At 71.5% G+C, this 22,196-nt stretch carries 14 protein-coding genes; 1 reads left to right on the top strand and 13 read right to left on the bottom strand.

The window, feature by feature from the left end; translation table 11 throughout:
• Positions 1–16: 16 nt before the first annotated feature.
• Entirely contained in the window at positions 17–1,765 is a 1,749-nt protein-coding gene (locus KFLA_RS10515) for a glycoside hydrolase family 35 protein (RefSeq protein WP_012919767.1), read from the top strand.
• Positions 1,766–1,800: 35 nt separating this feature from the next.
• Here KFLA_RS10515 and KFLA_RS10510 read toward each other — a convergent pair whose 3' ends face one another.
• From KFLA_RS10510 to KFLA_RS10450, 13 genes are all read right to left on the bottom strand, one after another.
• Positions 1,801–3,063, bottom strand: coding sequence for an MFS transporter (locus tag KFLA_RS10510; RefSeq protein WP_012919766.1), 1,263 nt, complete (start codon positions 3,061–3,063; stop codon positions 1,801–1,803).
• 358 nt (positions 3,064–3,421) lie between these two features.
• Positions 3,422–4,471 (bottom strand): 2-dehydropantoate 2-reductase, encoded by a 1,050-nt coding sequence (locus KFLA_RS10505; RefSeq protein WP_012919765.1) that lies wholly within the window; start codon positions 4,469–4,471, stop codon positions 3,422–3,424.
• An 11-nt stretch (positions 4,472–4,482) separates the two neighbouring features.
• Complete coding sequence (gene gcl / locus KFLA_RS10500; protein WP_012919764.1) at positions 4,483–6,258, bottom strand: glyoxylate carboligase; 1,776 nt, start codon at positions 6,256–6,258, stop codon at positions 4,483–4,485.
• Between the two features lie 12 nt (positions 6,259–6,270).
• On the bottom strand, positions 6,271–7,098 hold the full coding sequence (locus tag KFLA_RS10495) for a hydroxypyruvate isomerase family protein (RefSeq protein ID WP_012919763.1): 828 nt from the start codon (positions 7,096–7,098) through the stop codon (positions 6,271–6,273).
• Between the two features lie 236 nt (positions 7,099–7,334).
• Complete coding sequence (locus KFLA_RS10490; RefSeq protein WP_012919762.1) at positions 7,335–9,992, bottom strand: FAD/NAD(P)-binding protein; 2,658 nt, start codon at positions 9,990–9,992, stop codon at positions 7,335–7,337.
• Between the two features lie 120 nt (positions 9,993–10,112).
• A complete protein-coding gene (locus tag KFLA_RS10485; RefSeq protein WP_012919761.1) occupies positions 10,113–11,150 on the bottom strand; it encodes an ABC transporter ATP-binding protein in 1,038 nt (345 codons plus the stop codon).
• The gene (locus KFLA_RS10480; protein ID WP_012919760.1) at positions 11,135–11,794 is read right to left on the bottom strand and encodes an ABC transporter permease; all 660 of its coding nucleotides are present in this window, start codon (positions 11,792–11,794) and stop codon (positions 11,135–11,137) included. Before KFLA_RS10480 ends, KFLA_RS10485 begins: the two co-directional genes overlap by 16 nt.
• Positions 11,791–12,612: an ABC transporter substrate-binding protein gene (locus KFLA_RS10475; RefSeq protein ID WP_012919759.1), complete on the bottom strand. Its 822-nt coding sequence runs from the start codon at positions 12,610–12,612 to the stop codon at positions 11,791–11,793. Before KFLA_RS10475 ends, KFLA_RS10480 begins: the two co-directional genes overlap by 4 nt.
• Entirely contained in the window at positions 12,609–14,531 is a 1,923-nt protein-coding gene (locus KFLA_RS10470) for a molybdopterin biosynthesis protein (RefSeq protein WP_202797109.1), read from the bottom strand. Before KFLA_RS10470 ends, KFLA_RS10475 begins: the two co-directional genes overlap by 4 nt.
• 10 nt (positions 14,532–14,541) lie before the next feature.
• Complete coding sequence (locus KFLA_RS10465) at positions 14,542–15,768, bottom strand: molybdopterin molybdotransferase MoeA (protein ID WP_012919757.1); 1,227 nt, start codon at positions 15,766–15,768, stop codon at positions 14,542–14,544.
• Positions 15,769–15,777: 9 nt separating this feature from the next.
• Positions 15,778–17,475 carry an NAD(P)H-dependent oxidoreductase subunit E gene (locus tag KFLA_RS10460; RefSeq protein WP_012919756.1) on the bottom strand — a complete coding sequence of 566 codons (1,698 nt, stop codon included), beginning with the start codon at positions 17,473–17,475 and terminating at the stop codon, positions 15,778–15,780.
• A complete protein-coding gene (fdhF, locus tag KFLA_RS10455) occupies positions 17,472–20,387 on the bottom strand; it encodes a formate dehydrogenase subunit alpha (protein WP_012919755.1) in 2,916 nt (971 codons plus the stop codon). The genes KFLA_RS10460 and fdhF overlap by 4 nt, the downstream gene beginning before the upstream one ends.
• Positions 20,384–22,192 (bottom strand): aldehyde ferredoxin oxidoreductase family protein, encoded by a 1,809-nt coding sequence (locus tag KFLA_RS10450; protein WP_012919754.1) that lies wholly within the window; start codon positions 22,190–22,192, stop codon positions 20,384–20,386. Before KFLA_RS10450 ends, fdhF begins: the two co-directional genes overlap by 4 nt.
• Positions 22,193–22,196: the final 4 nt, after the last annotated feature.

The raw sequence follows: 22,196 nt of genomic DNA, 5'->3' as shown, positions 1-22,196 counted from the left end.
CGGCAGAAAGAGAAGAATGTCCGACTTCGCGATCGGTGAGTCCGATTTCCTGCTCGACGGCGAGCCGTTCCGGATCCTGTCCGGGGCACTGCACTACTTCCGGGTGCACCCCGACCTGTGGGCGGACCGGATCGACAAGGCGCGCCGGATGGGGCTCAACACCATCGAGACCTACGTGCCGTGGAACGCGCACAGTCCACGGCGTGGCGTCTTCGACACCGACGGCATGCTCGACCTCGGCCGGTTCCTGGAACAGGTCGCGGCGGCCGGGCTGTACGCCATCGTGCGGCCGGGTCCGTACATCTGCGCGGAGTGGGACAACGGTGGCCTCCCCGCCTGGCTCTTCCAGGAGCCGGGCGTGGGGGTCCGCCGGTACGAGCCTCGGTTCCTGGCGGCGGTCGAGCAGTACCTCGAGCAGGTGCTCGACCTCGTCCGGCCGCTCCAGGTCGACCAGGGCGGGCCGGTGCTGCTCCTCCAGGTCGAGAACGAGTACGGCGCCTTCGGCAACGACCCCGAGTACCTGGAAGCCGTGGCCGGGATGATCCGGAAGGCCGGCATCACGGTGCCGCTGGTGACCGTCGACCAGCCGACCGGGGAGATGCTGGCGGCCGGCGGTCTGGACGGCGTCCTGCGCACGGGGTCGTTCGGGTCACGCAGCGCCGAGCGGCTGGCGACCTTGCGGGAGCACCAGCCGACCGGGCCGTTGATGTGCATGGAGTTCTGGGACGGGTGGTTCGACCACTGGGGTGGACCGCACCACACGACCAGCGTCGAGGACGCCGCGCGGGAGCTCGACGCGCTGCTGGCGGCCGGGGCGTCGGTGAACATCTACATGTTCCACGGCGGCACCAACTTCGGGCTGACCAGCGGGGCCGACGACAAAGGCGTCTTCCGGCCGACGGTCACGTCGTACGACTACGACGCGCCGCTGGACGAGGCGGGCCGGCCGACGGCGAAGTACCACGCCTTCCGCGAGGTGCTGTCGCGGTACTCGACGGTGTCCGCCGAGGCTCCGCCCGCTGTTGCGGCACCGGCACCTCAGTTCAGCGTGCCGTTGGGTGAGCCCGTCCGGTTGCTGACTGATCCCGCGGTGTGGGGTCCGGCGAGCCGGCACGCAACGATGCCGACGCTCGACGATCTCGGGGCCCGGCTGGCGCTGTTCCGGACCGAGCTCGACGGCGACGGACCTGTGCTGCTGAGCATCGGCGAGGTGCGCGACCGTGCGCTGGTGTTCCTCGACGGCGACCCGGTCGGCGTGCTGGAACGGGACCACCGGGACCGTGCGCTCATGCTGCCCCGTGGACGCGGCCGGCTGGAGATCGTCGTCGAGGACCAGGGCCGGGTGAACTACGGCCCTCGCATCGGCGAGGTGAAAGGGCTGCTCGGCGACGTCCAGCTCGGCCCGGATCTGCTCACCGACTGGTCGGCCTGGACGATCGACCTGGACGCCGTACCGGCGCTGTGGGACTCCGCGGCGCCGGCCACCGGACCGGGCGTCGGTCCTACCGCCTGGCGAACGTCCTTCGCCGCCGAGCACCCGGTCGACCACTTCCTCGGCACCGATGCCTGGGGCAAGGGAATCGCCTGGGTGAACGGCTTCTGCCTGGGCCGCTACTGGCACCGCGGCCCTCAGCACACGCTCTACGTCCCCGCCCCGCTCATCCGATCCGGCGACAACGACCTCGTTGTCCTGGAGCTCGAAACCATGGCCGACCCGACCGCACACTTCGTTCCCGATCTCTCCCTAGGACCCGTCGAGAGCTGAGTCACCGGAGGCGGCCGGCCCGTCGGTGCAGCTGCTCACGTCTCGCCCGGCAACGTTCTGCCAAGGCGTCTCAACGGGGACAGCGCCAGGCACAGTGGGGACAGAAACATGCCGCTCACACTGAGCAGGAGTACGGTCCGGATTCCCAGCGGTCCGGCCAGTACGCCTGCGAGCACCGAGCCGAGCGGCGTCAACCCCATGCCGACGAAGTTGAGAGTGGCGACGACGCGACCTTGGGAGCGGATGGGCACGACCGCTTGCCGGACTGCCGTGGCGGAAACGTCGACCAGCTGGCTGAGGGCACCGAAGGCGACGTTGACCACCATCAGGACGACGACGGTGGCGGCACCGGCGCCACGCAGAGCTGGCACGCACAGCAGCACCAGGTCGGCTGCCAGCGCGGCGACCACCATGACCGGCCCGTACCCGACAAGTCTCGGCAGCTTGGCGGAGAACACGGCGCCGAGCAACGCGCCCGGACCGAGCGCGGCCAGGACCAGCCCCAGTACGCCGCTGGGCAACCGCAGGACTGTCGTCAGGAACACCAGGTAAGTGGTCATCAACGCAGCGAAGAAGAAGTGGTGGGTGGCGGAAGCGAGCCCGATCGCCCGCAGTGCGCGGTCGTGGAGCACCAGCCGAAGACCGGCCTTGATCTCCGGCAACATCCCGGCCGAGTGCGACTCGTACTCGGCCGGCGGATCCGGTCGGCGGATCCGGCGGATCGACGCGAACGACAGGATGAAGAAGACAGCGCCGGCGGCGAGGGCAAGGGGCGCTGTGAGCAACGCGACCAGGCCGCCACCCAGCGCCGGCCCGCAGATCTGAGTCGCGGACCTGCTGCTCTCCAGCAGGCTGTTGCCCTGAGCCAGCTGTCCGCGCTGCACCAAGCGCGGCAGACAGGCTTGGTACGCCACGTCGAAGAAGACCGTGAAGACACCGACCAGGAACGCGATCAGGGACAGCAGCGGCAGGCCGAGCGCGTCCAGCAGGAACGCCACCGGGACGGCCGCCAGTGCGAGGGCGCGCGCGAGGTCGGCGTACACCATCAGCGTGCGGGTGCTGAGTCGATCGACCAGCACACCGACGAAGAGTGAGCAGAGCAGGATCGGCACCTGCTGCGCAGCGCGGAGGCCGCCCAGCTCGGCCGCTCCTCCGCCGAGCGCGATGAGTGCGACGAGCGGCAGGGTGAACTGAGCAGTCTGCGCCCCGAACTGCGAGGCGGTGTGGCCGATCCAGAGTTTGACGAAGTCACGGTCGGTCCACAGGTTCGGCGGACAGGCCGCAGGCAGGTGTGGCACGGAGAATTCCTTCGGGTCGCCGGCGTGGTGCCGCTGCCGGGCCCACGCGGAAACGCGTCGGGCCGCAGGCAGGAAAGGGCCGCTGTGCCACCGGAACGGGCAGCACGCGATGACAAGGTTGCGTCAACGCGTGCGCGAGCGACCGGGCATGCCCAACTCCTCGAGATCCTGGGAAGGTACTGCGGACCTTAGCCACCGCGCCGGCCGAGGACCATCGGTTTTCAGCCGGCCGCACACCGGTTCCTACCGGCGGCAGAACACTGCGCCCGAAGGACCTCGCGGTGTCCTTCGGGCGCAGCGGGTGGAACAGGTGGGCCCGGAGGGCTGTCGGCAGGGGCTCTCCTCCGGACCCTCCTGGCTAGGGGGTGCTGCCGGCCGGCACCGAGCCGAGCGGCTTCGCACGGCCGGACGTCGGCGCGTGCGCGAGCTTCTCTGTCGACATACCGACCTTGCTGGACAGCAGATCGGCGACCGCGTGCACGGCACGCAGCGTCGGCGCGGGGGTGCCGGTCAGGTCGGCGAGCTCGACCACCGCGGCCAGAATCACGTCCAGCTCGAGCGGCTTGTCCTTCTCCAGATCCTGCAGCATCGACGTCTTGTGCTCGCCGACCCGTTCGGCGCCGTCGATGCGTTTGTCGACCGAGATGTCGGGGCTGCTGCCGACCGCGCGGGCGATCTCCAGCGTCTCCTCCATCATCAGCCGGATCATCGCCCGGGTGCCCTGGTGCTGGGCGATCTCCACCATCGTGGCCCGGGCCAGCGCGCTGATCGGGTTGAAGGCGGCGTTGCCGAGCAGCTTGATCCAGATGTCGTTGCGCACGTCGTTCTCGACCGGGCACTTCAACCCGCCCGCGACCATCGCCTGGCTGAACTCCCGGCAGCGCTCGCTCTGACCGCCGACCGGCTCGCCGATCGAGAACCTGGTGCCCTCCAGGTGCCGGACCACGCCGGGCCCTTCCAGCTCGGTCGAGCAGTAGACGACGCAGCCGATCGCCCGCTCCAGCGGGATCACCCGGGTCACGGCACCGCCGGGATCGACCGACTCGATCCGGTGCCCCTCGTACGGGCCGGACAGGCCGTGGAAGTACCACCACGGGATGCCGTTCTGCGCCGCGATCACCGCCGTCTTCTCGTGCAGCAGCGGTTCCAGCAGCGGCCCGCAGGAGGCGTACGAGTTGGCCTTGAGGCCGAGGAAGACGAAGTCGACCGGGCCGATCTCCGCGGGGTCGTCGGTGGCCGGAGTACGGGCCAGCCAGTCGCCGCGCGGGCTGTGGACCTGCACGCCGTTGGTCCGGATCGCGTCGAGGTGGGCGCCGCGGGCGACCAGGTGGACCTCGGTGCCGCCGCGGTGCAGGGCCGCTCCGACGTACGCGCCGATCGCTCCGGCGCCGAGAACTGCGACTCTCATCAGTCCTCCCCTCAGTCCCGGAGCCCGGACGCGGTCGGGATCGGGTCGACGACCCCGTCGAGCTCGTCGAACTCGATCACGTTGTCGATCTCGGTCCCCATCGAGACGTTGGTGACGCGTTCGAGGATCACCTCGACGACGACCGGCACCTCGTGCTCGACCATCAGCTTCTTGGCCTCTTCGAGAGCGGGCAGGATGCCGTCGGGCTCGACCACCCGCAGCGCCTTGCAGCCCAGCCCTTCGGCCACCTTGACGTGGTCGACGCCGTAGCCCCCGAGCTCGGGCGTGTTGATGTTGTCGAACGAGAGCTGGACGCAGAAGTCCATGTCCAGCCCGCGCTGCGCCTGCCGGATCAGCCCGAGGTAGGCGTTGTTCACCACCACGTGGATGTAGGGGATGTTGAACTGGGCGCCGACCGCGAGCTCCTCGATCAGGAACTGGAAGTCGTAGTCGCCGGACAGCGCGACGACGGTGGCCTCGGGATCGGCGACGGCGACGCCGAGCGCCGCCGGACCGGTCCAGCCGAGCGGTCCCGCCTGACCGGCGTTGATCCAGTGCCGCGGCCGGTACACGTGCAGCATCTGGGCGGCCTGGATCTGGGACAGGCCGATCGTGGAGACGTACCGGACGTCCGGTCCGAAGGCGTTGTTCATCTCCTGGTACACCCGTTGCGGCTTGACCGGCACGCTGTCGAAGTCGGTCCGCCGTTGCAGCGTGCGCTTGCGTTCGCGGCAGGCGGCGGCCCACTCCGACCGGTCGGGCAGCGGGCCGGCCGCCATCCGTTCCCGGGTGACGTGGATCAGCGTCTCCAGCGCGGCCTTGGCGTCCGACACGATGCCCAGGTCGGGCGCGAAGACTCGGCCGATCTGGGTCGGCTCGACGTCGATGTGCACGAACTTGCGCTCACCCCGGTAGACGTCCAGACCACCCGTGTGCCGGTTCGCCCACCGGTTGCCGATGCCGATCACCAGGTCGGAGGCGAGCAGCGTCTCGTTGCCGTACCGGTGCGAGGTCTGCAGGCCGACCATGCCGGCCATCAGCCGGTGGTCGTCCGGGATCGTGCCCCAGCCCATCAGCGTCGGCACCACCGGTACGCCGTTCAGCTCGGCGAACTCGACCAGCAGGTCGGCGGCGTCGGCGTTCACGATGCCGCCACCGGCGACGATCAGCGGGTGCTCCGCGGCGGCCAGCAGGTCGAGCACCCGCTCGGCCTGCGCCACGCTGGCTCGCGGCGTCGCCAGTGGCAGCGGCACGTACAGCTCGGGATCGAAGTCGATCTCGGTCAGCTGCACGTCCAGCGGCAGGTCGATCAGCACCGGGCCGGGACGCCCGCCGCGCATCAGCTGGAACGCCTTCTGGAACGTGCCGGGAACCTGGGCGGCCTCCAGCACGGTGACCGCCAGCTTCGTCACCGGACCGGCGATCGCCGGGACGTCGATCGCCTGGAAGTCCTCCTTGTGCAGCTTGGCCACCGGCGCCTGACCGGTGATGCACAGGATCGGGATCGAGTCGGCGGAGGCGGAGTACAGGCCGGTGATCATGTCGGTGCCGGCCGGACCTGAGGTCCCGACGCAGACACCGATGTTGCCGGCCTTCGCCCGGGTGTAGCCCTCGGCCATGTGCGAGGCGCCCTCGACGTGCCGGGCGAGCACGTGCTTCAGCTCGCCCTGGGCGCGGACCGCGGCGTAGAACGGGTTGATCGCCGCGCCCGGAAGGCCGAACAGGTGGGTGACACCTTCGCGGCGGAGGATCTCCACCGCCGCGCGGGCGGCAGTCATTCGTGGCATGCCAGCTCCTTCTCAGTCCGTCCGGTCCAGCTCGGTACGACGCAGCCAGCCGAAGCTGTCGGTGCTGCTGCCGCTGGGCTTGTACTCCAGCCCGATCCAGCCGGCGTACCCGGCCGCGCGCAGCTCTCCGAGGTGCTGGTCGATGGGGATCGTGCCGGTCCCGGGTTCGTTCCGGCCGGGTGCGTCGGCGAGCTGCACGTGCGCGATCCGGTCCGCGTACGTCGTGATCGCCTTGCTCACGTCGTCCCCGTTGACGGTCAGGTGGTACAGGTCGGCCAGCAGTCCGAGACCGGCCACGCCGGACTCCCGCTCGACCCGGTCGATCACGGCGACCGCGTCGGCCGCGGTGAGCAGCGGGTACCGCTCGGCCCCGCTGACCGGCTCGACCAGGACGGTCCCGCCGAAGGAACGGGCTGCCGTGGCGGCGAGGGTGAGGTTCTCGACGGCCAGTTCGTCCTGGGCGGCCGGGGCGACGCCGTCCACCCGGTTGCCGTAGAGCGCGTTGAAGCCGCGGCAGCCGAGTCGCTCGCCGATGCCCAGCGTGACCGCGATGTTGTCGCGGAACTCCAGCGAGCGTTGCGGCCACGACACCAGGCCGCGGTCACCGCCCGGCAGGTCGCCGGCGGCGAAGTTCAGTCCGGTCAGCCGGACGCCGGCGTCGCGGATCGCGCGTTCGAACGCGTCGACCTCCGCGTCGCCGGGCAGCGCCGACGCGAACGGCCACCAGAACTCGACGGCCTCGAACCCGGCCGCCCGGGCGGCCGCGGGTCTTTCCAGCAAGGGCAGTTCGGTGAACAGGATCGAGCAGTTCACGGCGTACTTGGGCGCAGCAGTCTCCATGGGTCCCGCCTTTCGGTGGGGCTCGGTATACCGCATACAGTAGGCTGGCCAGGTAGGCCGGTCAAGGCATGACCAACGTCACAGTGCCGATGTCCTGATAGCCCTTGCCTACCAGGGGATTTGGAAAGCGCCTGCCCGGATCCGCGCACGACTGCGCCCCGCAGACGCGGTCTGCGGAGCGCGGTCTGCGGGGCGCGAGGAACGGCCAGGCAGGTGGCCGGGGGCGCGAGGAACGGTCAGGCAGTGGCCGGGTGCGCGGCGAACGCGTCCCGGCGGCGGACGTCGAGCGGCGACGGTCTGCGACTGAGCCGGGAGTCGAGCAGCAGCGCCGCGTCGTCCCCGCGGCCGGCCGACGCCAGCGCGTAGACGAGAGTCTCCTCGACCACATCGCGCTGGGCCGCACTACCGCCGAGCGCGAGCAGCCGAGACGGCAGGGCTTGCAGGATGACAAGCGCGGTGCCCCAGTCGCCACTGACGACAGCGGCCAGCGCCGAGCACAGCGGAGCGACGACGTCCCGGAACACCGGGTCCGGATGGGCCGCGGCATTGCTGCGCAGGCGATCCAGACCGGTGAGGTCGTCGGCCGCGGCCAAGGTGATCGCGCTGTGCATGGCGGCGAAGCCCGTCGGCGGTTGCTCCAGCCAGCCGTCCGGCGCTGCGGCCAGCACGTCCGCGACCGGCAACGGACCCGGCCAGGCTCCCGTCATCCGGCAGCGCCACAGCATCGCGCCCGAGTCGACCAGGACGCGGGACCCGCTCACACCGGGCGGAGCGAGCTGGCTGTGGTATCGACGGCGGACCGCGTCGGTGTCCCCCATCATGAGCTCGTGCAGCGCCGCGTGCCAGGAGAAGTGCGCGCGATGGTTCGCCTGCGGTCCCCGCCGGCGGATCCAGCCGTCGAGCCACCGCAGGCCTTCGCCGTGCTGACCGGTCTCGTAGAAGACGTGCGCTCGGGCGTGCACCGCGTGTCCCGAGCACGGTTCGAGCGACAGCGCGTACGAGGAGAGTTGCTCGGCCTCGCCCCACCGTTCCTGCTCCTGCCGGACGAAGGCCAGCTGCCCGGCGTACCACCAGTCACCGCCGTACGCCGGAGCGAGGCTTTCCACCAGCTCCGCGGTCCGGCTGCCGGAGGTCAGACCGCCGAAGGCGACCGTCGGGATGGCGACGCTGACGACCAACGCGTCCAGCGGGTACTCGCGGAGGTGCGCGAGCAACGCCGAGGCATCGGCCCGATCGACGCGGGCCGAGACGGCGGTCAGGAAGCTCCGCTCGCGATCGTCCAGCAACCGGCGCTCGCTCGCCGCCTGCGCGGCGGTCAGTTCGGTGGCGACGTCGACGTCCATTCCCCACTCGTGACCGAGCAGGGCCAGGGCCGCATGCCCCACGGCGAAGTCCGGATCCTCTGTCACAGCCGTGGCGACGAGTTCCTCCGCGCCACCCTGCAACCGGAGCAGCCGCCCCAGCGCCTCGTTGTACGCCGCGGCCGCGCGACCCGTCGTCGTCAGGCGCAGCCCGTACACGTCGGTCTGACGCCGTACCGCCGGGCGGAACAGGTCCCCCAGCACAGCCTTCGCGACCTCGGCCGCCTGACCACGGATCTCGGGCAGCGCCGTCGACTCCCACAAACCCCCGCGACGCAGGGCGCCCAGCGTCCACATCGGCGCCCGGCGTCCGGTGGCACCCAGCAGCCGGCCGTCGTCCGCGGTCTCCAAGCCCAGCCCGGCAGAGCCGGAGCGGGCTAGTCCATCCGCCAGCAGCGAGGCGAGCAGCGGATCCGCGCTCGCAGCTGCGACCGGACCGGTGCAGTTGACCACGGCACCGACCGTCATCGCCGTCCCGTCGCTGAGCAGCACCTTGACCGCGTCGCCGGTGTCCTCGGCAGCGACCACCTCACCGCGGTGCAGGCACAACCGCCCGGTCTCCCGCACTGCGGCCAGGCGTTCCGCGGTCACCGGCGCCATACGGTGCCGATGCGCGTCCCACGTCCGCGCGTCGTTGCGCAGAAACTCCAGCTTGTCGTGCTCGGACAAACGCTTCCACACTGCCGCGGTGATCGGCCGCAACCCGTCGACAGCGGCCCGCCAGTCGCCAGTACGCCGTACCGTCTCGACCACGTGCCGCAGTAGGGCGGTCCGCAGCGTCGCCAAGTCATTGCTCTCGGCAAGCTCCGGAGGCGCCGCCACCGGCGGCGTCTTCTCCGCACGATGCACCGCCGGTACGACGCCCTGGCGCGACACCGCGTGCACACTTCGGCTCGGCCGGTCCAGCGACAGCGCGACGTCCACCATGGTCAGGCCGGTCCCGACCAGCAGGATGTCCGACCCGGACAGACCTTCCAGGGCACCCGGCGCCCACGGATCGACCACGAGCCGGTCGGAGCCGGCCAGGCCGGACGGCGCCCAGGCGATTCCCGGCGACGTGCCGGTGGCCAGGACCGCCGCCCGCGCGACCAGCGCCTCGCCGGTGTCGAGCCGGACGGTCAGTTGCCGTCGGCCCGTGTGGTCCACGGTCACGACCCGGGCATGCCGGCGCTCCAGCACGGCGGACGAGCGGCGCGCGCAGCCGGCGAGATGCTCGGCCAGGTAGTCGCCGTACCGGGCCCGGGCCACGAACGTCGACGGCTTGATGCCCGCGTCGACCCGGTCCCGCAGCCAGTCGACGAAGTCGTCCGGCCGGTCCGGAAGGGCACTCATCCCGGCCGCCGGCACGTTGAGCAGGTGCCGGCCGTCCGGCGTCGAGTACGCCGCCCCCTGGCCGGTCGCCGGGCCTGGATCGATCAGCACGATCCGCATCGTCCGGCCGGCCGCGGCGTCGAGCAGTCTGGCCGCCACCAACGTCCCGGCCGCTCCTGCCCCGATCACCGCGACCGTACAGTCCGCTGTTCCTTCGGTCATGCGACCCACCCCCCACAGGTGAAAACTCTAGTGAACCACTAGAGTTAATCAGTCGAACGTAACTGATCGTGGCGGCATCCGCCAGCAGTGGGCTGTCCGGGGTCGACGCGTGACCGACAGTCAGCTGCGCGGCAGGATCGTGCTCAGGGCCGGGTCGAACACGACCCGCACCCGGCTGCCCGCGAGCAGTGACGTCGCCGCCCGCACAGGGACGTGGGCCAGCAGGGAAACCGCGCCCGAGAGCGCGACCGTCCGGTGGCCGGGGCCAGGACTGACGCGAGCAACGCGGACCGGCAGGCCGGGCCAGTCGGCCGGCACCAGCCGGACGCCGCTGGCGAAGGCGGCGACCGTGACCGGGCCCGCGGGGCGGTCGCAGGTCAGCCCCGTGGGCGTCGCGCCGACCAGCACGGTGCCATCCGGCCCGACCTCGGCTTCGACCAGGTTCTCGTAGCCGACCAAGGCGGCAACGCCGGCGTCCACGGGATGCCGGTTGAGCGTCTCGGGCGTGCCGATCTGATGCACCTGGCCGGCCAGCAGGACGACGACCCGGTCGGCGAGTCCGAGTGCTTCCTCGGCGCGGTGCGACACCTGCACGACCGTGACCGACCGGTCCGCCAGGGCTTGGTCGAGATCGGCGAAGAAGGCCGCCCGGGACTGCGCATCCAGCCCGGCCGCCGGTTCGTCGAGCAGCAGGACGGCCGGATCGAGAACGAGCGCCCGGGCGAGGCTGACGCGTTGCTGTTCGCCTCCGGACAACGCCCGGGCCGGACGATCGGCCAGGTGGGCGACCCGCAGCCGCTCGAGCGCTTCCACCGCGAGGTCCCGGCGCCGACGGCGTGGCACCTTCCGCCACTGCAGCGGCAGCTCGACGTTGCGTCGCACGCTGGTGCTGAGCAGCCCGGCCCGCTGGGTCGCGTAGGCGACGCGCCGGCGCAGCTCCACCCCGCCGCTCGCCGTACCGAGTCCGTCGATCGCGATGGTGCCCGTCGACGGCGGCTCGACCGCGGCGAGCAGCCGCAGCAGCGTGGTCTTGCCCGCACCGTTGGGACCGAGCACCGACAACCGTTCACCGGCGGCGATGTCGAGCTGGTCGATCCGCAGTACTTCCCGGTCGCCGCGACGGTGCCGGACCCCGCGCAGCGTCAGCTCCGCGCCCACGACGCCCCTCGCTGCTGGATCGACACCAGCAGGCCGTTGACCACGAAGGCGAGCACGAGCAGGATCGCGCCGTACACGACGGCGACGCCGAACTCGCCGCGGCTGACGTTCTCGACGATCGCGGTCGTCATCACCTGGGTCTGACCATGGATGTTGCCGCCGACAAGCGTCGCCGACCCGACCTCGGAGATGGCGTGCCCGAAGCCGGCCATCGCGGCGGCCAGCAGCGGCAGCCGGGCCTCGATCCACAGCCGGGCCACCAGTTGCAGGCGGTTCGCGCCGAGCGAGCGCAGTTGTTCGGGCAGCTCCGGCGGCAGCAGTTGCAGCGCGGCCATCGTGATGCCGGTGATCAGCGGCGTGGCAATCGCGACCTGGGCGATGATCATGCCGCGCACGGTGTAGATGAGCCCGAGGTCACCGAGCGGGCCGCTGCGCCACAGCAGCAGCGCGACGACCAGCCCGACGACGACGGTCGGTACCGCCATACCGGTGTTGACGACCGCGGTCAGCAACCGGCGGCCGGGCAGTTTCGCCAGCGCCAGCAGCGTTCCCAGCGCGATGCCGATCAGCGAGGCGATCACGGTGGCCGACAGCGAGACGGTCGCCGACCGGGCCAGGACCTCGTGGACCGGCTCGGGGTTCATCGGCCCGCGTCGGCGAAGAACAACGGCTCGCCGAACCGGTCCTCGCCGTACTTCGCGATCAGCTGCTGCGCCGGCGCCTGCCGGACCCAGCCGGCGAACTCGGTGGCGCAGCCGGTGTTCACACCCTCGTGGTCGACGACGATCACGTGGTAGTCGTTGCGCAGGTCGGCCGAGTCCTCGAACAGCACCTTCGTCCGCAGTCCCTTTGTGGCCAGGAAGGTGCCGCGATCGGCCAGCGTGTAGGCCTGCTTCTGGTTCGCGATCGTCAGGGTGGCGCCCATGCCCTGCCCGGTCTCCACGTACCACCGGCCGCTCGGCTTCACGCCCGCGGCCTTCCACAGCGCCAGCTCCTTGGCGTGCGTGCCGGAGTCGTCGGCGCGGGAGGCGAACGGCGCCTGCCGGTCGGCGATCCGTTTCAGCGCCGCGGCGGCGGTGCCGGGCGCCGATCCCGCCAGCCCGGCGGGGTCCGCGGGCGGTCCGACCACCACGAAGTCGTTGTGCATCACGGGTTCGCGGCTGGCACCGTGCCCGGCCGCCATGAACTTCTGCTCGGCCGCCGGCGAGTGCACCAGCAGTACGTCGGCGTCGCCCTTCTCCCCCATCTTCATCGCCTGCCCGGATCCCACCGCAACCGTCTTCACGGCGCAGTCGCTGACCTCGTCGAAGGCCGGCAGCAGGTCGTCGAGCAGACCCGAGTCCTGCGTACTGGTGGTGGTCGCCAGCACGAAGGATCCCGAAGGACCCGAGCTGACGGCCGCAGTACCCCCGGAGCAGCCAGTGACCACCACTGCTGCCAGCAAGCAAACGACCCGCCTCATCGCAATCGCCTTCCTGTCTCGGTCGTGTTGTAGCCGCCCAGCTTCGCGATCGCGCCGTGGAAGTCGGCCGAGTGCAGCAACTCCCACAGCGGCGTGAGCAGCGGGTCGTCGAGGCTCGGTGCCGCCACGACCAGGTCGTACGGCTCCTCGGCCACCGGTACGAAATCCAGCCCGAACGCCCGGGCCGCGGCGAGAATGCCGAGCCCGCAGTCGGCCCGGCCCGCCGCGATGGCGGCCGCCACCGCCAGGTGCGTCGGTTCCTCCCGGGCGTAGCCGCGCACGCTCGACGGGTCCACGGCGAGCTTGCGCAGTTCCTGGTCCAGCAGCATCCGGGTGCCGGCGCCGCGCTGCCGGTTGACGTAGGAGAGGTCGCGCTCGCCCAGGTCCGCCAGACCGGTGACGCCGAGCGGGTTGCCGGGCGGCACGAGCAGCCCTTGGTCGCGGTGCACCAGCCGGATGACGGCCAGCTCGCGCCCGGGCATCAGCTCGTCCAGATAGGGCAGCGTGTACTCGCTCGTTGCCGGGTGCAACAGGTGGGATCCGGCCAGGTGGCACAGGCCGTCCCGCAGAGCGACCAGCCCGCCGAGCGATCCGACGTTCGACGACGCCAGCGTCAGCGTCGGGTCGGCGCCGCGCAGCATCGTCGCCGCGACGTCGACGACCAGGTCGTGCGAACCGATGGCGACGATCGTGCGCTCGATCTCCGGTAGCCGGCGCAGCAAACGCACCCCGACCTCCTCACCGGCGTGGTGTCCCTCGACGCCGGCCGGCACGAGCAGCAAGCCGTCCGCCCGGACCAGCGAGGTGAGAACGCCGGCACCGCGCGGCAGCGGCGAGGCCACCACCTGCCCGCCGACCGAACCGAGCCGCACCCGCACCCAGTCGTCCATGCCGACCACCGACGGCAGTTTGCGGGCCAGCTTGGCGGTGATCTCGGGCCGCTCGGCGGCCGCGGCGCCTTCCAGGGTCGCCAGCAGCGGCGCCACGAAGATGTCGAACGTGAGCGCCGCGGACACCGGATACCCCGGTACGCCGACGACCGGCGTGGCGTCCACCGCTCCGAGCACGACCGGGTGACCGGGCCGGACCGCCACGCCGTGCACGGCCAGCGTGCCGAGCTCGCCGACGATCCGCGCGGTGTAGTCGTCCCGGCCGGCGCTCGACCCGGCGATCACGATCACCAGGTCCGCGGTGCTCGCCGCATCCCGAACCGCCGTACGGAGCCGCTCGACGTCGTCCGGCTCGATCCCGGTCGGCCACGCCTCGCAGCCGACCTCCTGGGCCTGGGCGACCAGCATCAGCGAGTTGGTGTCCAGGATCTCGCCGCGGCGTACCGGCGAGCCGACCGGCACGATCTCGTCCCCGGTCGGGATCACCACGACCCGCGGCCGGCGGCGTACCAGCACGCGGGTGGCTCCGGCGGCCGCCGCGGCGGCCAGGTCGACCGGCCGCAGCCGGTGTCCCTCCGGCAGCAGCAACTCCCCCGCGCTGATGTCCTCACCGATCGACCGCACGTGCTGGTACGGCGGGACCGCGGACCGGATCTCCGCGTCGACCTTCGGGTCCGCACCGACGTAGTGCACCTGCTCGCGCATCACCACCGCGTCGAAGCCGTCGGGCATCGGATCGCCCGTGTCCACCACGACGTACCCGTCCGCGCCGAGCAGCAGCGGGCTGGTCGGCCCGGCACCGTGCGTGTCCTGAGCCAGTACGGCGATGCCGTCCATCGCCGCCACGTCGCTGACCGGCGAGGACCGGGTCGCCCAGATCGGCTCGGCCGTGACGCGCCCGGCCGCCTCGGCCAGGGGCACCAGGTCGGCCGCCACCCGGTCGGGACACCCGGCGGCCGCGCACGCGTCGTACCAGGCCTGCAGCGCGTCCGCGACGGGAACGTCACTGATGAAGGGACTGCTGTGCACCACGCCTCACCTACCTGTACATCGTCACGGTGACCGAAGTGCCGGCGTCGAGCCCGGTCGCCGGTTCGGGGATCACCACGTAACCGTCCGCGCTGGTCAGCAAGGACAGCAGTGCCGAGTGGCCGAACAACGGGGTCGCCACACCGTCGCGGACCGACACCTGGACGACGTCGAGACGGCCGGCAGCGGATGCGACCGGTCGCGCCATCGTCGCGGCCGTGGACGGCTCGGGCGGCACGGTGGTGATGCCGCCGACCAGCCGGAGCACGGGCAGCCCGACCATCCGGAAGACCACCAGCGCCGACAGCGGATTGCCCGGCAGACCGATCACCGGCACGTCCGCGCACTCGGCCAGCAAGGTCGGTTTGCCCGGCTTGATGGCGAGTCCGTGGCAGTAGACGCCCGGCGCTCCGAGAGCCTCGACGGCCGCGGTCGTCTCGTCCCGGGCCCCTACCGACGACCCGGCGGAGACGACCACCAGGTCGCACTCGGCGACCGCGGTCGTCAGCGTCTTGGTCAGCAGCTCGAGGTCGTCGGGCACGATCCCGTACGACGCCGGTTCGCCGCCCGCCTGGAGCACCAGGGCCGCCAGCGCCGAGGCGGTCGCGTCGCGCACCTGCCCCGGGCTCACGCATTCGGTGTCCGGCGCAACGACCTCGTCCCCGGTCGAGATGATCGCCACCCGCGGCCGGCGCAGCACCACCAGCCGGGTGATCCCGGCCGCCGCCAGCAGCCCCAGATCCTGGGCCCGCAGCGGCCGGCCGGCGGGCACCAGCTCGTTGCCAACAGCCACATCTTCGTCGGGCCGCACCACGCCGTCCCCGACCGCCACCGGCCTGGTCACCTCGATCACCCCGGGCATGGTGACCTGCGTGTGCTCGATCATCACGACCGCGTCGGCACTGCCCGGAACAGCTGCCCCGGTGGGGATCTGAACGGCGCCACCGGACCGGACCTCGACGTCGGCGGCCGTCCCCATCCGCAGCGCACCGACCACGTCGAGGTAGGCCGGCAACCCGTCGCCGGCGCCGTACGTGTCGGCGGCCCGGACCGCGTAGCCGTCCACCGTCGACCGCGCGAAGCCGGGCAGCGGTACGCCGGACCGGACCGCCCGGGCGGGAACCCGGCCCAGCGCGTCCTCCCGGCGTACGGTCTCCGGGCCGGTCCGGCGCCGCGGCCGGAACCCGGCCAGCGCCTGGCCGACCGACTGGGTCTGGAAGAACTCTCTCCCGGGCACGGGCGGGCCTCAGTTCCGCGGCTGCGGGCGGGCCGTCGTCCCGCCGCGTTGCCGGCCGAGCACGCTGACGACAGGTCCCAGCGCGACCTGGCCGAGACCGCAGATCGACGACTTGCGCAGAACCAGTTCGAGCTCCAGCAGCCGGGCCTTGCGGGCCTCGTCCAGTTCGCCCCCGGATCGCAAGGTGTCGGTCAGCAGGTCGTGCGCCTTGGTGGAACCGACCCGGCACGGCACGCACTTGCCGCAGGACTCGTTGCGGAAGAACCGCAGCACGTTGGTGGCGGCGGCCAGGGCGTCGGTGCCGGCGGCCATCACGACCATCGCGCCCGATCCCAGCATCGACCCGGCCTCGGCCAGCGTGCCGAAGTCCAGCGGTACGTCGAGGTGCTCCGGGCCGAGGAAGTTCGACGACGCCCCGCCGGGTTGCACCGCTTCCAGCTCCGCGCCACCGGCGACACCGCCGGCCACGTCGATCAGGTCGCGGATCGTCGTGCCCATCGGCACGCAGTACACGCCGGGCCGTTCGACGTGGCCGGAGACGGCGAAGAACTTGAGCCCGGTGGCGCCGTTGACGCCCTGCGCGTTCCACCAGTCCGCGCCGCGGGCAACGATCGCCGGGACGTCGGCGAACGTCTCCACCGAGTTCATCAGCGTCGGCTTGCCCCACAGGCCGTAGTTGCCGGGAAAGGGCGGCTTGTTCCGGGGTTCGCCCCGGTGGCCCTCCATGCACTCCAGCAGCGCGGTCTCCTCGCCGAGGATGTAGCCGCCCGGCGAGGTGAAGATGTCGAGCATCAGCCGGCGGCCGGTGCCGAGCACGTCCGGTCCGATCAGGCCCTGCTCGCGCAGCCGGCCGATCTCGCTGTGCAGCACCGCCTCCTCCGGCCCGTACTCGTGCCGGATGAAGACCCAGCCCTCCTCGGCACCGGTCACCAGCATGCCCATCAGCAGGCCCTCGAGCACGAGGTGCGGCTGCTCGGCGAGCAGCTGGCGGTCCTTGAACGTGCCGGGCTCGGACTCGTCGGCGTTGCAGATCGCGTACTTGACCGCGCCCTCGGCGGCCCGGACCAGCTCCCACTTCTTGCCGGTCGGGAAGCCCGCGCCGCCCATGCCGCGCAGACCTGCGTCCTGCAGCGCGGTGATCACCTCGTCGGCGGAGAGCTGCCCGCTGAGCAGCGCCCGCAGCGACCGGTAATGGTGCTCGCCCGACGCGTACGGGTCGTTGGGCCAGCCTCCGTCGGGCACGTAGGCGGCGACCGCGCCGAGGTCGCGATCGCCGGCGGCGACCTGCTCGACGGTGGCCGGCACGTCCTCCAGCCGGACCGGCTTCTCGTTGACCGTTGCCGCCGGCGCCATGTCGCACCGGCCCGGACAGGAGATCTCCAGCACCTCGACGTCCTCGGCTTCGGCGTACTGCGCTGTCAGCGCGGCGGCCGGCCCCTCGGCGCCCTTGAGCCAGCAGGCCAGGTCCCGGCAGACGCGCACGGTGACATCCTTCGGCGGCGCGGTGAGGAAGTGCGGGTAGAAGGAGACCAGGCCCTCGATCTCGTACAGCGGCCGCTTCTGCTGCCGCGCCAGCGCCTCCAGCTCCTCGCGCGGCAGCCAGCCGCAGCGGGCCTGGATCGCGTTCAGCAGCGGGATCAGGCTCGGACCGCGGAACTTGCCGGCCCTGGCCTCGACACCGGGGACCTTGTTCGCCGTGACCGTCACTGGGGTGCACCTCCGACTCGGACGCTGCCGCGGTCGCCGGCCGGGGCGATCGCGACGGCGCAGAACTTGAACTCCGGGATCTTGCCGGTGGGATCGATCTCGTCGATCGTCAGCAGGTTGGCCGCCGCCTCCCGGAAGTGGAACGGGATGAACACGTTGCCGCGGGCCTCGCGGTGCGAGATCTTGACGTTCAGCACGATCTCGCCGCGCCGCGACGACACCCGCGCGAACTCGCCGTCGACCAGGCCCAGCTCGGCGGCGTCGGCCGGGTGGATGGACACCTCGGCCCGGGGAGCGATCGTGTCCAGCGCGAACGACCGCCGGGTCATCGACCCGGTGTGCCAGTGCTGCAGCAGCCGCCCGGTGTTGAGCACGAACGGGAACTGCTCGTTCGGCAGTTCCTTGGCCGGCAGCCACTCCGCCGGGACCAGGTGGGCCAGCTCGTCGGCGGTGTTGAAGCGCTCGTCGAACAGCACCACGGTCCCGTCACTGTGCTCGGGATCCTCGACCGGGTAGAGCTTTCCGGACGCACCGAGGTTGTCGTAGGTCAGGTTCGCGTAGTCCGGCATCAGCGGGACCATCTCCTCGAACACCTCCCGCGGCGACGAGTAGTTCCAGTCCAGGCCGAGCCGCTGCGCGAGGTCCTGCACGATCTCCCAGTCCGCACGGGCGTCACCCGGCGGGTCGAAGACCTTGCGCCCGAGCTGCACCCGCCGGTCGGTGTTGGTGTACGTGCCGTCCTTCTCCAGGTACGACGTGGCCGGCAGCACCACGTCGGCGAACTCGGCCGTCTCGGTCAGGAAGATGTCCTGCACGACCAGGAAGTCCAGCTGGGACAGGGCCTTGCGCACCTTGTTGATGTTCGGGTCGGACAGGAACGGGTTCTCGCCGAGCATGTACATGCCGCGGACTCCGCCGTCGAGGATCGACCGGATCACCTCGGTGACGGTCAGCCCGTTCTCCGGGTTCAGCTCGGTGCCCCAGGCGTTCTCGAACAGCACCCGGGTCCTGGTCTCGTTCGCGCGCTGGTAGTTCGGGTAGAACATCGGGATCAGGCCCGCGTCCGAGGCACCCTGCACGTTGTTCTGCCCGCGCAGCGGGTGCAGCCCCGTGCCCGGCCGGCCGACGTTGCCGGTGATGCAGCACATCGCGATCAGGCAGCGCGCGTTGTCGGTGCCGGTGGTGTGCTGGGAGATCCCCATCCCCCAGTAGATGACCCCGGCCTTCGCCTCGCCCCAGACCCGAGCGACCTCGCGGATCAGCTCGACGTCGACGCCGGTGATCCGGGCCGCGAGCTCCGGCGGGTACTCCGCCACGGTCCGGGCCAGCTCGTCGTAGTTCGACGTCCGGCTGGTCAGGAACTCGCGGTCGATCAGCCCGAGCCGGATCACCTCGTGCATGATGCCGTTGTAGAGGGCAACGTCCGTGCCGGGCTTCAGCTGCAGGAACAGGTCGGCGTGGTCGGCGACGGTGCCGGCGCGCGGGTCGATGTAGACGATCGTGGTGCCGTTGCGCCGGGCCTGCTTGAAGAACGACGAGGCGACCGGGTGGTTCGCGGTCGCGTTGCTGCCGGTGATGATCGCGACGTCGGCGTTCTCGATGTCGCCGTACGTCGTGGACACGGCGCCGGAACCGACGCCCTCGAACAGCGCGGCGACGCTGGAGGCGTGGCACAGCCGGGTGCAGTGGTCCACGTTGTTGCTGTGGAACGCGGTCCGGATCAGCTTCTGGAAGAGGTACGCCTCCTCGTTGGAGCACTTCGCCGAGCCGAAGCCGGCGATCCCGTCGGACCCGCTCTCGGCGTAGATGGCACCGAGCTTCCGGGCCACCAGGTCGAGCGCCTCCTCCCAGGTCGCCTCCCGGAAGTGCGGCATCACTTCCTCGTACGGGACCAGTCCGCCCGGCTTGCGGCCCTTGCCCGCGCCGCGCTTGCGGCCCGGCCCGTCCAGCTCCTGCGTGCTGTTCTCCTGCGTCGCCGCCGACAGCGGTCCCTTCGGGTACGCCGCGTCGATCCGGATCAGCGGCCTGGTCAGGCGCTGCGGCGAGGACGCGTAGTCCCAGCCGTACCGGCCCTTGACGCAGAGCCGGCCCTGGTTGCCCGGCTGGTCCCGGCCCTCGGCGAACGAGATCCCGCCGCGTTCGCGGTCGACGTAGTACGTGAGGGCGCAGCCGACCCCGCAGTACGGGCAGACCGTGTCGACGGCCTCGAGCGTCTCGCGCGGCTGGATCGGGATGCTGTTGATCGCCTTGTTGGTGAGGGCTCCGGTCGGGCAGGCCGAGACGCACTCGCCGCAGGTGACGCAGGACGACTGGCCCATCGGGTCGTCCAGGTCGAACGCGATCCGGGTCGAGTAGCCCTTGCCGCTGCGGCCGATCACGTCATTGCCCTGGACGTCGTCGCAGGCCCGGACGCACCGGTCGCAGAGGATGCAGGAGTCGTGATTGACCTCGATCACCGGGTTGGACGTGTCCACTCCGCGGGCCGGGCCCGGCCACAGGTCCTCGATGTCGGTGATGAAGTAGTCGTCGGCGACCGCGAGCAACTCGTTGTCCGCGGTGGTCGTCTGCTTGGGGTCCTGCTCCCGCGGCGGCTGGTCCACCAGCAGCAGCTCGGCCAGGACGGCGCGGCTGCGTTCCAGCTCGGGTGTCGAGGTGGCCACCTCCATGCCCGGTTCGCACGGGCGGATGCAGGACGCCGCGTAGGCCCGGCCGCCGGTGTCGACGACGCACATCCGGCAGACACCGACCGGGTCGTAGCGTTCGTCGTGGCACAGCACCGGGATGTCGATGCCGGCCTCCTTGGCCGCGGTCCAGATCGTGGTGCCCTCGGCGACGGTCAGCGACTGCCCGTCGATGGTGAGCGAGACCGTGCGCTGCTCGACCTCCGGCGCTGCAGGGCGCGTGATGGTCATGGTGTCGGCTCCGTTCCGGTAGCGGTGGTGACGGTGGTGGGCAGGGCGGTGGGGCGGCCGTCGGCGTCCAGTCCGCGCTCGGCGTAGTAGCGGGCGATCATCGAGCGCAGCCGCTCGGCCGGCAGGGTGGCGGTCCGGCCCGACGCCAGTTCGAGCGAGCTGTCCAGGAACCGGTCCGGCAGCCAGTCGTCCTCGGGGGTCCAGCCCTCGCGCAGGTTGTAGGCGCGTTTGGCGTGCACGATCCGGCGAGCGGTCTCGCGCAGCTCGGCGCCGTCGACGTCCCAGCCGGTGACGCCGGCCAGCAGCGCGGCCCACTCGCCGAAGGGCTCGGTGAAGACACCGCGCAGGAACTTGCAGAGGATCAGCGAGTCCATGATCGCGGCCCGGTCCTCGGTCTCGATGGCCGCGCGGACGTGCTCGTCGGTGCCGCGGACCCGGTCGAGGCCGCCCTTCAGATCGGCCTCGTAGGCGCCGGACCGGTTGTGGTCCGCTCCGCGGGCGTTGACGGCCAGCCCGAGCGCCATCGACTGCATCGTGCGCGGTTCGTACCCCGGCATCTCCAGGCCCTTGACCTGCGCGGCGAACGCCAGCGAGCCCTGGCCGACGATGCCGGCCGCTCGCCGGGTGCCCTCGGACAGCAGGACCCCGACGCCGGTACGGGCACTGATCTCGTCCAGCGCCCGCAGCAGCGCGTCGCCGTCACCGAAGCGCAGCCACGGGACGTCCAGCAGACCGCGGTCCACACACTCCATCGCCCAGGCGATCGTGCCGCCGGCCGAGATGGTGTCCAGCCCGAGCTCGTCGCAGCGGGCGCTCGCGGCCAGCACCAGGTCGGGGTCGGACACTCCGCACATCGGCCCGAGCGCGAACATGTTCTCGTACTCGACCCGGACCTTGCCGCCGCCCTTGGTCGCGTAGATGTGCTCGCACCCGATCGTGCAGGACGCGCAGCTGGTCTTGGCCACCGAGCGCTTCGACGCCAGGTCCTCGGCCGAGAGCCGCGCCGCGCCGTCGAAGGTGGCCGCCTGGAAGTTGCGGGTCGGCAGGGTGCTGATCGCGTTGAACGCCAGCAGGTTCGCCAGCGTGCCGAGCTCCCGGTACTTCTCGGTGGCCGGGCCGAACGACCGCCCGCGCAGGTCCTTGGCCGCCGCGAGCACGCCGTCCTTGTCGTGCAGCGACACCCGTTTGCGGCCCTTCACCGCGAGTGCCTTGACGTTCTTCGCGCCGAGCACGGCCCCCAGGCCACCGCGTCCGGCGTGCCGGCCGTCGTGCGAGATGGTCGCGTACCGGACGAGCGCCTCGCCGGCCGGGCCGATGCTCGCCGCCCGCCACGTCCGCCCGTACTGCGTCCGGATGGACTCCTCGGCCTGTCCCGCGGACAGGCCCCACTGCGCGGACGCGTCGAGCACCCGGACGCCCGACTCATCGACGAACACGTTCGCCGGTGTCGCCGACCGGCCGGTGAGCACGATCGCGTCGTACCCGGTGAACTTGCCGGCGATCGCGAAGTGGCTGGAGGCGAGCGCGTCGGTGAGCAACCCGGTCAGCGGCGACTTGGCGACCACCGCGAACTTGGCGCTCGTGGTCAGCGGCGTACCGACCAGCGGGGAGAAGACGAAGGCCAGCGGGGCGGCCGGGTCGAGGGGATCGACGCCGGCTTCGCCGAGCTGGGTCAGCAGCCAGACGCCGAGACCCGCGCCGCCGAGGTAGGCGCGCAGCACGTCGTCCAGCAGCGGCAGGACGGTGGAGGAGCCGTCCGAGACGTCGATCACCAGTGCTTGGCCGAAGTAGCCACCTGGAGGCATCCGG

The sequence above is a fragment of the Kribbella flavida DSM 17836 genome (assembly GCF_000024345.1).
Lineage (GTDB): Bacteria > Actinomycetota > Actinomycetes > Propionibacteriales > Kribbellaceae > Kribbella > Kribbella flavida.
This window is presented reverse-complemented; position numbering and strand designations above follow the sequence as displayed.